12 protein-coding genes are annotated in these 12,729 nt (G+C 68.8%); 7 read left to right on the top strand and 5 right to left on the bottom strand.

The genetic code is table 11. From position 1 onward, the window contains the following. Positions 1 to 18: 18 nt before the first annotated feature. Both JYG37_RS32970 and JYG37_RS32965 read left to right on the top strand, forming a co-directional pair. Positions 19 to 852, top strand: coding sequence for an oxidoreductase (locus JYG37_RS32970; protein WP_124595365.1), 834 nt, complete (start codon positions 19 to 21; stop codon positions 850 to 852). A 133-nt stretch (positions 853 to 985) separates the two neighbouring features. After that, positions 986 to 1,822: an alpha/beta fold hydrolase gene (locus JYG37_RS32965; RefSeq protein ID WP_050014152.1), complete on the top strand. Its 837-nt coding sequence runs from the start codon at positions 986 to 988 to the stop codon at positions 1,820 to 1,822. 95 nt (positions 1,823 to 1,917) lie between these two features. Here the strand turns inward: JYG37_RS32965 and JYG37_RS32960 are convergent, their stop codons facing one another. Further along, positions 1,918 to 2,625: a DUF3142 domain-containing protein gene (locus JYG37_RS32960; RefSeq protein ID WP_050014153.1), complete on the bottom strand. Its 708-nt coding sequence runs from the start codon at positions 2,623 to 2,625 to the stop codon at positions 1,918 to 1,920. A 7-nt stretch (positions 2,626 to 2,632) separates the two neighbouring features. Next, positions 2,633 to 4,801, bottom strand: a complete 2,169-nt coding sequence (locus JYG37_RS32955) for a PA5441 family protein (protein WP_213346739.1) — start codon at positions 4,799 to 4,801, stop codon at positions 2,633 to 2,635. Between the two features lie 451 nt (positions 4,802 to 5,252). Here JYG37_RS32955 and JYG37_RS32950 point away from each other — a divergent pair, with 451 nt between their 5' ends. From JYG37_RS32950 to JYG37_RS32940, 3 genes are all read left to right on the top strand, one after another. Beyond that, entirely contained in the window at positions 5,253 to 6,758 is a 1,506-nt protein-coding gene (locus tag JYG37_RS32950) for a hypothetical protein (RefSeq protein WP_209928360.1), read from the top strand. 32 nt (positions 6,759 to 6,790) lie between these two features. Continuing rightward, complete coding sequence (locus JYG37_RS32945; protein WP_124557104.1) at positions 6,791 to 7,117, top strand: hypothetical protein; 327 nt, start codon at positions 6,791 to 6,793, stop codon at positions 7,115 to 7,117. Between the two features lie 148 nt (positions 7,118 to 7,265). Continuing rightward, positions 7,266 to 8,318 (top strand): helix-turn-helix transcriptional regulator, encoded by a 1,053-nt coding sequence (locus JYG37_RS32940; protein ID WP_213346737.1) that lies wholly within the window; start codon positions 7,266 to 7,268, stop codon positions 8,316 to 8,318. A gap of 46 nt (positions 8,319 to 8,364) precedes the next feature. On the opposite strand, the gene JYG37_RS32935 is transcribed toward JYG37_RS32940, so the two are convergent. Beyond that, positions 8,365 to 9,777, bottom strand: coding sequence for a hypothetical protein (locus JYG37_RS32935; RefSeq protein ID WP_050014158.1), 1,413 nt, complete (start codon positions 9,775 to 9,777; stop codon positions 8,365 to 8,367). Between the two features lie 31 nt (positions 9,778 to 9,808). Continuing rightward, the gene (locus tag JYG37_RS32930; protein WP_050014159.1) at positions 9,809 to 10,570 is read right to left on the bottom strand and encodes a 2-keto-4-pentenoate hydratase; all 762 of its coding nucleotides are present in this window, start codon (positions 10,568 to 10,570) and stop codon (positions 9,809 to 9,811) included. A 298-nt stretch (positions 10,571 to 10,868) separates the two neighbouring features. On the opposite strand from JYG37_RS32930, the gene JYG37_RS32925 reads away from it, so the two are divergent. Both JYG37_RS32925 and JYG37_RS32920 read left to right on the top strand, forming a co-directional pair. Further along, positions 10,869 to 11,348, top strand: coding sequence for a universal stress protein (locus tag JYG37_RS32925; RefSeq protein ID WP_050014160.1), 480 nt, complete (start codon positions 10,869 to 10,871; stop codon positions 11,346 to 11,348). Positions 11,349 to 11,361: 13 nt separating this feature from the next. Next, entirely contained in the window at positions 11,362 to 11,553 is a 192-nt protein-coding gene (locus JYG37_RS32920; protein ID WP_027786097.1) for a DUF2964 family protein, read from the top strand. 82 nt (positions 11,554 to 11,635) lie between these two features. Here the strand turns inward: JYG37_RS32920 and JYG37_RS32915 are convergent, their stop codons facing one another. After that, positions 11,636 to 12,691 carry a tetratricopeptide repeat protein gene (locus tag JYG37_RS32915; protein ID WP_249746094.1) on the bottom strand — a complete coding sequence of 352 codons (1,056 nt, stop codon included), beginning with the start codon at positions 12,689 to 12,691 and terminating at the stop codon, positions 11,636 to 11,638. Between the last annotated feature and the right edge of the window lie 38 nt (positions 12,692 to 12,729).

The following is a 12,729-nucleotide window of genomic DNA, read 5'->3' as shown; positions in this document are numbered from 1 at the left end:
CATTCGGGAGAAGCTCGCATGGCATCCGGCAACCTCATGCTCATTACCGGCGTCAGCAGCGGTTTCGGCCGCGCGCTGGCCCAGGAAGCGCTGGCCGCCGGTCACACGGTGGTCGGCACGGTACGCAGCGAGCAGGCGGCGCGCGCGTTCGAAGCGCTGTCCGCGCAGGCGGCCGTCGCGCGCGTGCTCGACGTGACCGATTTCGAGCGCATCGACGGCGTCGTCGCGGACATCGAGGCGAACGTCGGGCCCGTCGACGTGCTGGTGAACAACGCCGGTTACGGGCACGAAGGGATCATGGAGGAGTCGCCGCTCGACGCGATGCGGCGGCAGTTCGACGTGAACGTGTTCGGCGCGGTCGCGATGATGAAGGCCGTCGTGCCGTTCATGCGCGAGCGCCGGCGCGGCCGCATCCTGAACATCACGTCGATGGGCGGGCACATCACGATGCCGGGCATCGCGTACTACTGCGGCAGCAAGTTCGCGCTGGAGGGTATTTCCGAGACCGTCGGCAAGGAGCTCGCGCCGTTCGGCATCGCGGTGACGGCCGTCGCGCCGGGTTCGTTCCGCACCGACTGGGCCGGCCGCTCGATGGCGCGCACGCCGCGCTCGATCGCCGACTACGATGCGCTGTTCGACCCGATCCGCCGCGCGCGCGAGGAAAAAAGCGGCAAGCAGCCGGGCGATCCCGCGAAGGCCGCGCGGGCGATGCTCGCCGTGATGGCAGCGGACCATCCGCCCGCGCATCTGCTGCTCGGCAGCGATGCGTTGCGGCTCGTGCGCGACAAGCTGGCGGCGCTGGACGACGAAATCCGCGCGTGGGAAGCCGTCACAGTGTCGACGGACGGCTGACGCGCTGCGTCGTTCGTTTCCTGCCGGTGAATGATCGACCATCGCATTGCACGATGGCGTCGCGGTTTCACAATAAAGCCGATAATGACGGCGGCCCGTTCGCCACGTTCATCCACCTCACAGGAGCACCGCGATGCCGTACGTCACCACGAAGGACAACGTCGAGATTTTCTACAAGGATTGGGGCCCGAAAGATGCGCAGCCCATCGTGTTCCACCACGGCTGGCCGCTGTCCAGCGACGACTGGGATGCGCAACTGCTGTTCTTCGTCCAGAACGGCTATCGCGTGATCGCGCACGACCGGCGCGGCCATGGCCGCTCGGCGCAGGTGTCGGACGGTCACGACATGGATCATTACGCGGCGGATGCATTCGCGGTCGTCGAGGCGCTCGACCTGCGCAATGCGGTGCATATCGGTCACTCGACCGGCGGCGGCGAAGTGGCGCGCTACGTCGCGAAGCACGGCGAGCCGGCCGGCCGCGTCGCGAAGGCCGTACTGGTCAGCGCGGTGCCGCCGCTGATGCTGAAAACCGAATCGAACCCCGAAGGCCTGCCGCTCGAGGTGTTCGACGGCTTCCGCAAAGCGCTCGCCGACAATCGCGCGCAGTTCTTCCTCGACGTGCCGAGCGGTCCGTTCTACGGGTTCAACCGCGAAGGTGCAACCGTGCATCAGGGCGTGATCCGCAACTGGTGGCGGCAGGGGATGGAAGGCAGCGCGAAGGCGCATTACGACGGCATCAAGGCGTTTTCGGAAACGGATCAGACCGACGACCTGAAGTCGATCTCCGTTCCGACGCTCGTGCTGCATGGCGAGGACGACCAGATCGTGCCGATCGCGGATGCCGCGCTGAAGTCGATCAAGCTGCTGAAGAACGGCACGCTGAAGACGTACCCGGGCTATTCGCACGGGATGCTGACGGTCAACGCCGACGTGCTCAACGCCGATCTGCTCGCGTTCGTGCGGGCGTAAGGATGGCGGCGCCGGCCCGCTGCGGCGGGCGGCGCCGTGATTGAAGGCGGGCGATCCAGCCGCGGCTGCGATCGCCCGCGCCGTGTTTTCACCCGCTAACCGTTGCGCAGGAATACGACATAACCGCGAAACCACGGATTCGACGCGAGATACGGCGGCGCATCCCATTCGCCGCCCTGGATCACGCCGATCCGAAACGGCAGTTGCAGCCGCGCGACGCGCGGCAGGTACGCCGCATAGTCGGGAATCGTGCGGCGGCCCTGGTAGGTCTGCACGACCACCTCGTCGACGATCCCCTTGAGCTGGTTGACCTGGTCGGTATCGATGCGGCTGCTCCAGTCGAGCAGCCCCGTGATGCTGAGCCGGCAATCGGCGGGCAACGTATCGCGCAACGTGCGCAGGAACGCAAGGTAATCCTGAAGATGACGCGTGCCGGCATCGAAGTCGATCTGGATGCCGGCGATCGTGCGACCCGACGCACGCCAGCGTGCGAGCTGCGCGAGCATGATCTGCGTGACGCGCGGCGTCCAGCGCAGCGTATGCGCCCGATAGACGAGCCACACGCGCGCATCGGGCGCGGGCGGCAGCGCGACGCCCTGCGCGATCACGCGCACCTGCGACTCGTCTTGCGGCGACGCTTCGATCTGTCCTTGCAGCACGTAGACGATGCGCGCACCGCGCACGACCGCCTGCGGCTTCACGCCCGCCCACAGCCAGAACGCGTCGTACCGCGCGGCGTCGACGGTGCCGCCGAGCGCGACGCGCGCGGCCAGCAGCAGCGCGACGCACGCGATGCGCTTCATGCGGCGCTTACCAGTAGTAGCGGAGCTTCTGCGCCCACGGGCTGCCCGGATAGGCGGTCTTCAGCGTGTCGAACCAGCGCTTGCGCGTGCTCTTCGGCACGTCCTTGCCGCCGCATTCGTTGGAGCCGCCCGGTGCATAGCACTTGATCGCGCGATAGAACGCGTACGCGCGGTCGTTCGGGTTCGCCTGCGTATCGGCCATCACCGTCACGTAGCTCGACATCCGCTCGTACGGCTTGCCCGCGAACTGCGACGGCGTCGCGCCGAGCGTCGGCGGCACGCGCGTGGCGGCCGTATTCGACGCGTTGCGGATCCACAGCGGCACCGGATCGCTTTCGAGGCCGGACATGGGCGGATGCAGCCGCACGAAATCGGCGAGGCAGTTCAGCCCTTTCGGATCGGCGGGATTCTGCTGCAGCGTCGCGGCGATGTCGCGCGCCGACAGGCACGTGTAGCCGTCTTCGTTTTTCGCGCCGGCCGCGACGAACGGCTTCACCGGATCGGTGGGCGTGCCGGGCACCAGCGCGGTATCGGCGAGGAAGTCCGCGTAGTGCGAACGCGTGAGCTCCTTGTACAGCAACGTGTACAGCGCGGTGCTGCGCAGCGCGCCGGTGGTCGCCTGATTCTGCGCCTGCGCGCGCAGCAGGTCGGCATTGGCCGTGCGCTGCAGCAGCACCCCGCGGATCGCGGCGTTCTGCACGGGCGAATCGTCGGCGAACGCGTCGTTGACGAGCCCGGCCTGCTCCAGGTTGATCGCGAGCGCGAGTTCGAGCATTTCGCGCTGGAAGCGGAACGTCGCGAGCGGGATCAGGTCGCGCCACAGCTGGCGGGCCTTGTCGTTCTGGCCGCTGTCCTCCAGCGCGAACCCGCGCAGCGCCTGCTGGCTCAGCCCGAAGTAGTCGAGCGGCGCGGCGGGCGTCTGCGGCAACAGGTCGAGGGCGGCGTCCGGCTTGTGCCCGAGCTGCACGTACCAGGTCGCGAGCAGGTAGTCGTACAGCGCGGGCGCGTTCGCGAAGCGCGGCTTCTGCGCCTGCAGCTCGTCCAGCGTCATCGGCTTGCGGCTCGCATCGGTGCTGTCCGACGTGCGCATGCGCTGCAGGTCGACGGTGGCGAGCACGGTCGGCGACTGGATCTGGCGCGCGTCGAATTCCGACCCGAACAGCAGCTTGCTGTCGAGTTCGTTCGCCAGTTGCATCAGCGGCACGTTCGACGTCGCCGGCGACCAGCGCGCGAGCGCATGGCCGTACAGGTCCGCCTGCTGCGTGACATTGCCGCCGAGCCACGCGACCCGTCGCAACAGCCCGCTCGCGGACACCGCATAGCGCCCCTTCGGATATATCTTCAGGTAGGTCTGGAACACCGTGTTCGCCGCGTCGAGCGATACCTTCGTCACGCGCGCGCGCGTCGGCGTCGGGCTGTCGTTGTCGAATGCGTTGGCTTGCGCGGCGTTCAACTGCGCGCGCCCGGCCATGTACAGGCCGGTTTCCTTCAGCCACGGGTCCGCGCTGTGCGAGGCGTTCGCGAACGCGCGGGTCGCGGTGAGGAAGTCGGCGCGGTAGAACGCGTTCGTGCCGTCGAGGTACGCGGCGAACTGCTGGCCGAGCGGCGACTTGACCGGCGGCTTCGTCCACGCGGCACTCGCGCCGCCCGCGGCACAGGTCTTCTGCGCGATGTCGGCGCGCGCCGCGCGCAGGCGCGCGGCTTCGTCGGCGGGCAGGCCGCCGGCGCCGCCCAGTGCATCGTTGAACGCGTCCGCGCCCGCGCTCATGCTGCGGCAGATGCTGCCTTCGCCGTCCGCGTACCGGTTCGACGACGCATCGGCATCCGCCCCGCCGCCGGTCTTGTCGGGCGCCTTCTGGCCGATGTCGATCCATCCGGAGAAGTCCATCGGGAACGGCACGACGATCCGGTCGATCCGCTCTTTCGCGGGGATGGTCTTCGGGTCGGGAAACACCTGCGCGACCTTGGCGCTGTCGACCATCATCAGCATCGCGTTGATGCGCGTGTCGTTGGCGGGCGTCAGCATCGGTACGTTGCCGCACGAGTAGGACGTCTGCCGGAGCGTGTTCGGCACGTAGCAGCCGTCGTCTCCGCTCGCATGGGCGGCCGGCATCCACAGCAGGCTGGCCGCCAGCGCGGCGAACAGGTTTCGGTTCAGCGTCGGGTTTCTTGGCATTTTTCTTGTGTCGGGTAGGGGGCCGCGACGGCCGGTTCTCTCAGGGGGCGCGTTGCCCCGGCGCGTATCGTACCTCACGGGCCGTCATGTCCGGCAGTGTGCCGGCCTGCCAGCCGCGCCGGGGCCGGCGCCCGCGAAACGGAAATCCACTCAGTGTGGACGCAACGCCACCTTGAATCCGGATCGCTTGAATTAAGATGCAGCCGGCAGTGGCGGACGTCCGACGATGGACGACCTGACGGGGGCCGCGCTGCACGGTGGGGGAGGGCTGCCGAAAGCGGCGTTCGCGTTGATCCGCACGACGGAAGCGTTCATGAAATGGACACGGGAAGATGCCGGTTTCCATGCCTGTTCAATAGCATTGCTTAACGATTGTGCGGGCGAAACGATGCGTCGTATCCGCCCAACGGCAGACGAGAGTACGCCGACAAATGAAAACAAGAGGATTCCGATGAAACCCATTACATGGATGGTCATGGCGGCCGCGCTCGCACTGACCGCATGCGGCGGCGACGATGTCGCGACGAACGGCGGCGCGTCGTCGTCGACGCCGACGAATCCCGGTTCGCCGTCCGGCTCGACGTCGCCCGGCGGCGGGTCGACAGGCGGCCCGACCGGCGGCGGCGCCACGCAGCCGCAGGCCGGCTGGTCGACGGCCGCCGCGGTGGACGGCAAGGGGCCGGAGGGCGCCCCGAGCGTGACGCTCGACGCGAGCGGCAATGCGCTCGCCACGTGGATGACTAACGGCCCGACCGGCGCGAACGGCAACGAGATGTGGGGCGCGCGCTATGCCGCTGGCTCGGGCTGGGGAACCGCGACGCGGCTCGACACGGGCGACGGCTCGCATTCGATGAACACGACGAGCTCGAGCCCGTCGCGCGTGGTCGGCAACGCGAGCGGGCAGGCCGTCGCGTTCTGGACCGAATGGATGCCGGGCCCGAACACGTATGCGCTGTGGGCACGCCCGTACAGCCCGGCCGGCGGCTGGGGCGCGGCGTTCGAAGTCGCGCCGGACGTGACGGGGTCGACCTATTCGGCCGGCATCGACGGCCAGGGCAACGCGCTCGTCGCGTGGACGCAGTCGATCAGCCTGCTCGATACGCGTATCGCATGGACGCGCTACACGCAGTCCGGACAGTGGTCGCCGACGGCGCTGATCCAGATGCCGGTGCAGACCGGGCCGGGCGCGGTGACCGGCGACACCGACAACGTGGGGCCGATGATCTCGGTGCTGTCGTCCGGCCGCGCCGTGCTCGCGTGGCGGCAGACCAACCATACGCACTCGGCGCTGTGGACGGCCACGTACGACCCGGCCAACGGCTGGACCGACGTCAATCAGGCCGTATCGAACACGAGCCTGTTCACGACGATCATCTCGCCGGTGGCCGGCATGGACGCGAAGGGCGACATCACGCTGCTCTGGGGGCAGCTCGACGTGACGGGCGGGAAGCTCACCACCACCACGATGTCGCAACGCTACGTGTCCGGCACCGGGTGGCAGCCGTCGCAACCCGTCGCGCCCGCCATCGTCGAGCCGACCGGTTTCATCGCGACGCCGATGCTCGCCGTCAACGAGAACGGCGTGGCCGCCGCGATGTGGGCGGAAGGCGGCGCGGCGCTGCAGGTGAGCGTGTCCGATGCCAGCGGCAACTGGGGGCCGTTGCAGCGGCTGACCGAACACCTGAACGGCGCGGCACTCCAGTACCCGCCGCTCGTGGTCGATGCGGGCGGCAACGTGACGGCCGCGTGGCAGGACACCGGTTTGCCGGGTGCGTCGGCCGTCATCGCGGCCAGCTACCGGAAGGGCGCGTGGAGCGCGTCGACGGTGGCGCCGCAGAGCGCGTCGTGGCCCGCGCTGGCCGTCAACGCGACGGGAGCGATGGCGCTGCTCTGGCAATCGTACGTCGCGACGATCGGCAGCCAGATCCAGGCCAGCTTTTATACGCCGGGCACGTAAGCGCCTCGCATTGGGAAATCGAAGGAGAAACCATGAAGCAAACCTTGCATTGCACCGTACGGACCGCGCTGGGCGTCACGGTCGCCGGCCTCGTGCTCGCCGCGTGCGGCTCGACGCAGATGAACATGGTCGACGTGCAGACGTCGACCGCGAAGACGCTCGGGCTCGCGTCGTCGGACGAGATCACGATCGCCAACGTCCAGTACGGGAAGAAGGACGGGCTCGGCGGCCAGAAGGTGAGTTACGACGCGACGACCGGCAAGGGGCGGCGTTTCGGCTGTACGGTGTTCATGATTCCGGGGCTCACGCCGATCGATCGGCCGACGTACAACAACTGGGAATGCCATCCGCAACGCTGATGGCCGCGATGAGGACCGCGCCCGCCATCGGGCGTCGGTCGATCGCTTAGGGGCACGATGCATCGCGTGGGCCTTGCGCCCGCGCAATTTGGTCCGATAATCGACGAACCGATTCTTTCCTGCCCGCCGGTTCGATAAAAAAACTGTCATGGATCAAGCTGCATTTGTCCCTGTTTTCAAGTTCCGCACGATCGACTACCCCGAGCCGGACCGGTTCCACGTCTGGGTCAAGGACATGCTGTGCGACTATCGCCTCGACGACGACGGCGGCCACGGCCCGTGCGACGCGGAAGCCAGCGGCGCGGCGCTCGGCCCGCTGATCTTGTCGGGCCGGCACTGGCACTCGCGCGCGCCGACCTATACGGTTCGCCGCACCCCCCGGCGGATCCGGCTCGACGGGCAGGATTCGATCCGCTTCACGTTGCTGCTCGGCGGTCGGCTCGCGAGCCATACCGGCGGCCCCGAATTGATCAAGGGCGCCGGCGACCTGTTCGTCTACGACGTCGCGCAGATCAACGACTGCAAGGTCGAGGCCGGCGACGTGATCAGCCTCGTCGTGCCCCGCTACCTGCTACCGAGCCATGCGGCGCAGATGCACGGCCAGACGCTGACGAGCGGCGTGGGCCGGCTGGTCGCCGATCAGATGCTGTCGCTGTTCCGGAACCTGCCGAACCTTCGCATGCAGGACGTGCCGAGCATCGTGCAAGCGATGCTGTTGCTGCTGGCCGCGGCGGTGTCGCCGACCGCGCAGGCGTTGAACGACGCGCGCGGCCCGATCGAGCATGCGCTGGTCGACCGCGTGCGTCGCTACATCGACGTGCATTTGCTGGAGCCGGATCTGACGCCCGAACGGATCTGCCGCGACATCGGCGTATCGCGGGCGCGGCTCTATCAGTTGTTCAAGGAAGAGGGCGGCGTGATGCGGCAGATCACGCGGCGGCGCTTGCGTCACGCGTATCACGTGCTCGGCGATCCGCAGCGCCGGCATCAGCGCATCGCGGAAATCGCGTGGGCGCACGGCTTTCCCGACGAGAAGTATTTCCACCGGCTGTTCAAGGCGGAATTCGGCCACACGCCGAAGGAGACGCTCGAGTGCGCGGCCGCGCCGATCCTGCTGCCGTGCGGTGCGACCGATGGGCGCTGGGGCGACGGCGGCCGGCTGGCGGGGTGGACGCTGCCGTTCGGGGTGCTCACCAACTGAGCGGTCCATGCGCGAGCGCCGTGCGGCGGCCGGCTGTATTCGCGCATCACGCGCACACGCTGCTGGCGATGCCTCCGTCGTCCATCTCGTCCAGCGCGGCGCGCAAGTCGTCGATGGCCACCATCAGCTCACGCACCTGCCGTAACGACGGGTACTGATGCAGCACGGCCTGCCATTGCGGCAGGGTCAGCAGCGCGTGCCAGATGACGCCGAGGCCGTCCGGATCGGCATCCGGCCGTTGCGCGAACACGCTCGCGTATTCGAGGCTCGCCTGCGCGGACAGCAGCTGCATCCGGCTCGCGGCGCTCAGCAGCCGCGGCGTCGCATCCGCCGACGCGTCGCAGCAATACAGCACTTCGCGGGGCAGCGCCGCTTCGTCGGTCGTCAGCGCATGCAGCGATGCGCCATGCACGCGTACCGTGCCCTGGTGCGTCTCGAACGCATAGACCGTGTCGGGGGCCGCCTGCGCGAGCAGGGTCAGGCCGCGCAGCAGCCGCGGCAGATCGGTCGTCGCGGCATCCGCGGACGCCTTCGCCTCGACGAGGAAGCGCACGTTCCACGCGGGCGCCGGGTCGTTGCCGCGCGCGCGTTCGAGCAGGATCGCATCCCATTCGGTTTTCGCGCGGTCGTGCCGGCCCGGGATCGACGACGGCACGCGCATCGACGTGACGACGCGGTAGGTGCGCTGCTCGTCCACCGCGTCGAGCCTGCGCGCCAGTGCGTCGAGCGCCTGCGCCGCCAGCGCTTCGACGGCCGCGCCGCGCTGCTGCGACGCGACGCCCTGCGCGACGGCGACCGTGCTGCCGACGAGCGGCCCCTGCCGGACCCACAGCGCGCGGTAGCGACGGACGTCCTCGTCCGCGGCCAGCGCATCGAGCCGCAGCATGCGTTCGAGCGCGGGGCTGTCCTTCAGTTTGACGATGTCCTGCTCGAACGCCGCGTCGGTCGCCATCTCGGGCAGTGCGAGCAGATGCGCGAGTGCCGCGTGCAGCTCGGCCCACGACGCCGAAGTGGCCGCCGCATGCAGGCGCGCGAGGCCGTCGCGTTGCCAGGCCTGGGCGCTTCGTTCGAGCTTGGCCGGGTGCGCGATCGCATTGACGGCCGAGTGGAGCGCGCGCCGGTCCTGCTCGGCGTGCGCGGACAACGACGCGTATTCGCGCACGTTCGGCGCATCGTGACGCAGCACCGACGCCTGAAACGACGGATCGCCGGATGACGGATCCATCGCGTCGCGGATCATCCGCGCGAGCGCATCGATGAAGCGCTGCCGCAAGTCGGCGCCGGGCGCGTGGCCGTCCGCCCGCATCCTGCGCGCTTCCTCGATCACGATCGCCAGCGCGGTGGCCGGATTCGTCGCGTCGGTCAGCGACGACGCGCGCTCGAGCGGCGGCAGCCGGTAACGGCGCGCGACGGCGCGCAGGATGGCGTCGAGCAGGGCGGGAAGCGGTGTCAGCGACATGGCGGTCTGGGCGAGAAAGAGACCTGACCCGTCAAGCGGTCAGCGTCACCGACAGGCTGCCGAGCTCGCCGAAGCGCACCGTCAGCGCATCGCCGAGCGGCACGTCGATCGCGCCCGCGTACGAGCCGGTCGTCACGATCTGGCCGGCGCGCACCGCGTCGCCGCGCGACGCGAGGAAATTGACGAGCCATACCAGCGGCTTCAGCGGATCGCCGTCCGGATGGCGGCCGTCGATCGTGCGGTTCAGCGCGCCTTCGAACGATAGCGCGAGCGTCGCGAGCGGCACGTTCAGCCCGTCGGGCACGACCGGGCCGACGCACAGCCCCTGGTTGAATTGCCCGTCGGCCAGCAGCTCGAACTTCGATGCGCGCGCCGGTTCCGCATAGCGGCAGCCGAGTACCTCGAGCACGATGCGCACTTCCCGGATCGCCGCGCGCACGTCGCCTTCGTCATACGGCTGCGCGCGCGCGGGCAGGTCGCGATCGAGCACGAACGCGATTTCCGGCTCGATCCGCACGATCGGGCCGCCGACGACGCGGTACGGCGCATCGGCTTCGCGGATCGTCGACGCGAAGATCGGCGCGAGGATCACGCGATCGGGCGGCGGCAGCGCGCATTTCCATCCGCCAACGGGTTCGCCGAGCAGATCGGCCACGCGCTGCTGGATCGCGAGCGCGGTGTCGATGTCGTCGGGGCGCAGTGCATCGGGCAACAGCGGGCCGGGCGAGCCGGCATGGCGGGCGGCGACGAGATGCTGGGCGGCGCCGTCCACGCGTTCGGTAGTCGTTGTCATGTCGGTTGAGCGAGTTGAAAGTGGGGCCGGCAAAAAAGGGCCGGACGAAAGTCGCATAGTCGATGATAGCGCCTTCGGCGCGATGGGCGCTCGAAAGGGCAGCGGCGTCCGCATCGCCTGCCCGGTTCGGGGGCTGAGCGACAACGCAAGCCGGCCGCTTCCCGTCGCGTCGCTTTGCCGCATGCGGCGGTAGCGCCGGAGCTTGACCGCCGTCAACATCCGGACCCGCCGCCGGCCGATGATGGTGGCATGGCCGCACGCGACAGCGCGTGCGGCAACTCACCCCAGCGAGGTTCGCATGTACGAGAAAATCATGGTGGCCGTTGACGGCAGCGCTTCGTCGAAACAGGCGCTCGCCGAAGCCGTGAAGGTGGCGCTGGCGGGCGACACGCCCGTCAACGCGGTGTATGTGGTCGACAAGTCGGTGCTGTTTACGTATGCGGGCCGTCTCGATCCGCACGCGCTCGTCGAGGAAATCCGCGACGACGGGCGCAAGGTGCTGCGCGAAGCCGAACAGATCATCGCGCTGGCCGGCGCGAAGGGCGAAGCCGAACTCGTCGAGACCGAGAGCATCGGCGAGGACGTCGCGGAACGCCTGCAACGCTACGTGAACGAGCACGGGATCGATCTCGCGGTGGTCGGTACGCACGGGCGGCGCGGCATCCGGCGCGTGCTGCTCGGCAGCGTCGCCGAGCGTTTCGTGCGCGGCTCGAAGTGCCCGGTGCTGCTGATTCGCGGCGACGACGCCGACGCGGCGGCCGCAGCGGCCGCGGCATGACGCGGCGCGCGCGATGATACGCCGCCAGTACCGGATCGTCGTCGCGGCGATCGCCGTGTTCGTGTCGCTCGCCGGCATGATGGCCGTCGTGACGGGCCTGCTGTTCGATGCCGCGACGGCGCTGCGCGGCGGCGCGCTCGCGTTGATCGTCGGCGTCGCGGGCTTCGTCGTGATGCTGAACCCGGGGCCGAAAGGCGAGGAGTGACCCGCACGGGCGGGGCGGCGGCGCACGTTCGTCGACGGTTCCGCGACGACTGGCGACAGCCGTTACGCCGCCGCGATGTCGCCTAGTCGCTTGTCGTCGACGGCGCGTTCGGGCCGTCCTGCCCGTTCCCAATCATCAGCCGCTTCAACGTTTGCGCCAGCTCGGTGCTCTCCGGCTGAATCTTCCCTGCCTGCGCGAACGCGTCGCGCGCCTCATCCTGGCGCCCCAGCTTCCACAGCACTTCGCCCTTGTGCGCCAGCGCGGTCGCATGCGCTTCGCGTGCAGCGCTTGCTTCGTCGCCGTCCGCCGCGAAGGTCGCTATCGAGCGGTCGAACCACATGAGCGCTTCGTCGTGGCGGCCGACGCGATACAGCGCCCAGCCCTTGCTGTCGAGCGCATACGCATCCGCCGGTTGCTTCGCGAGATACGCGTCGATCATCGCGAGCCCGCGCTCGACTTCCACGCCTGCGTCGACGAGCCGATAGCCGACGTCGTTCAGGTGATCGTCGGAAATGCCGCCGAGGTCGAGCACGGCGGCGATACGCGCCGTGTCGCGTTCCGAGATGGCCAGCGACAGCAGCTTGGCGACGATCTGCTGCCGTAATTCGCCGCCGACCCGGTTGCCGTTGGCGATCAGGCTGCCGAGATATTGCGTGTACAGGTCCGGCGTGCCGGGCGCGTTCGTGCCGTTCGCGATGGCCGCGCCCGGGCCCGCGCACCAGTCGGTGTCGTCGGGGGCGATCAGCACGCTGGTGGAGAGATTGATGTTCCGACGCGTACGCGATTGCGCGTAGTAGGTATTGCCACGGGCATCCGAATAGCCGCACGCGAGATATTCGTCCTGGACGTCCAGCACGTACGGCACGCCGCCGAGCGGCGCGTCGCTGGACGAATCGACCAGGCGGAACGATTGACCCATCTCGCCTTCGCCGATGATCGGGTTGAACACCCACTGCTGCTCCGGATGGAACTTCGGCAGCCGGATCCTGGCCGTGCGGCCGGCCGCGTCCGTCGTGCCGAAGATCACGTTGTCGTGCTCGGCCGATTTGCCGGGCAGCCCCGCGATGCCCTGGTCCGGCAGGAACAGCCGATAGCGCGCATTCGGCAGCGGTCGTTGCGTGACCGGGTCGCGCAACACGAATCGATGAACGTAAGCCCCGTTGCCGAACGACGCCG

It is taken from the genome of Burkholderia sp. LAS2 (assembly GCF_018417615.1).
Taxonomy (GTDB): Bacteria; Pseudomonadota; Gammaproteobacteria; order Burkholderiales; family Burkholderiaceae; genus Burkholderia; species Burkholderia sola.
The sequence above is the reverse complement of the archived record's forward strand: the minus strand, read 5'-3'. Positions and strand labels throughout refer to the sequence as shown.

Excerpts from the sequence above, each read along its gene's own strand:
- JYG37_RS32970 (WP_124595365.1), top strand. The coding sequence starts at position 19 with ATGGCATCCGGCAACCTCATGCTCATTACCGGCGTCAGCAGCGGTTTC.
- JYG37_RS32965 (WP_050014152.1), top strand. The coding sequence starts at position 986 with ATGCCGTACGTCACCACGAAGGACAACGTCGAGATTTTCTACAAGGAT.
- JYG37_RS32960 (WP_050014153.1), bottom strand. The coding sequence starts at position 2,625 with ATGAAGCGCATCGCGTGCGTCGCGCTGCTGCTGGCCGCGCGCGTCGCG.
- JYG37_RS32955 (WP_213346739.1), bottom strand. The coding sequence starts at position 4,801 with ATGCCAAGAAACCCGACGCTGAACCGAAACCTGTTCGCCGCGCTGGCG.
- JYG37_RS32950 (WP_209928360.1), top strand. The coding sequence starts at position 5,253 with ATGAAACCCATTACATGGATGGTCATGGCGGCCGCGCTCGCACTGACC.
- JYG37_RS32945 (WP_124557104.1), top strand. The coding sequence starts at position 6,791 with ATGAAGCAAACCTTGCATTGCACCGTACGGACCGCGCTGGGCGTCACG.
- JYG37_RS32940 (WP_213346737.1), top strand. The coding sequence starts at position 7,266 with ATGGATCAAGCTGCATTTGTCCCTGTTTTCAAGTTCCGCACGATCGAC.
- JYG37_RS32935 (WP_050014158.1), bottom strand. The coding sequence starts at position 9,777 with ATGTCGCTGACACCGCTTCCCGCCCTGCTCGACGCCATCCTGCGCGCC.
- JYG37_RS32930 (WP_050014159.1), bottom strand. The coding sequence starts at position 10,570 with ATGACAACGACTACCGAACGCGTGGACGGCGCCGCCCAGCATCTCGTC.
- JYG37_RS32925 (WP_050014160.1), top strand. The coding sequence starts at position 10,869 with ATGTACGAGAAAATCATGGTGGCCGTTGACGGCAGCGCTTCGTCGAAA.
- JYG37_RS32920 (WP_027786097.1), top strand. The coding sequence starts at position 11,362 with ATGATACGCCGCCAGTACCGGATCGTCGTCGCGGCGATCGCCGTGTTC.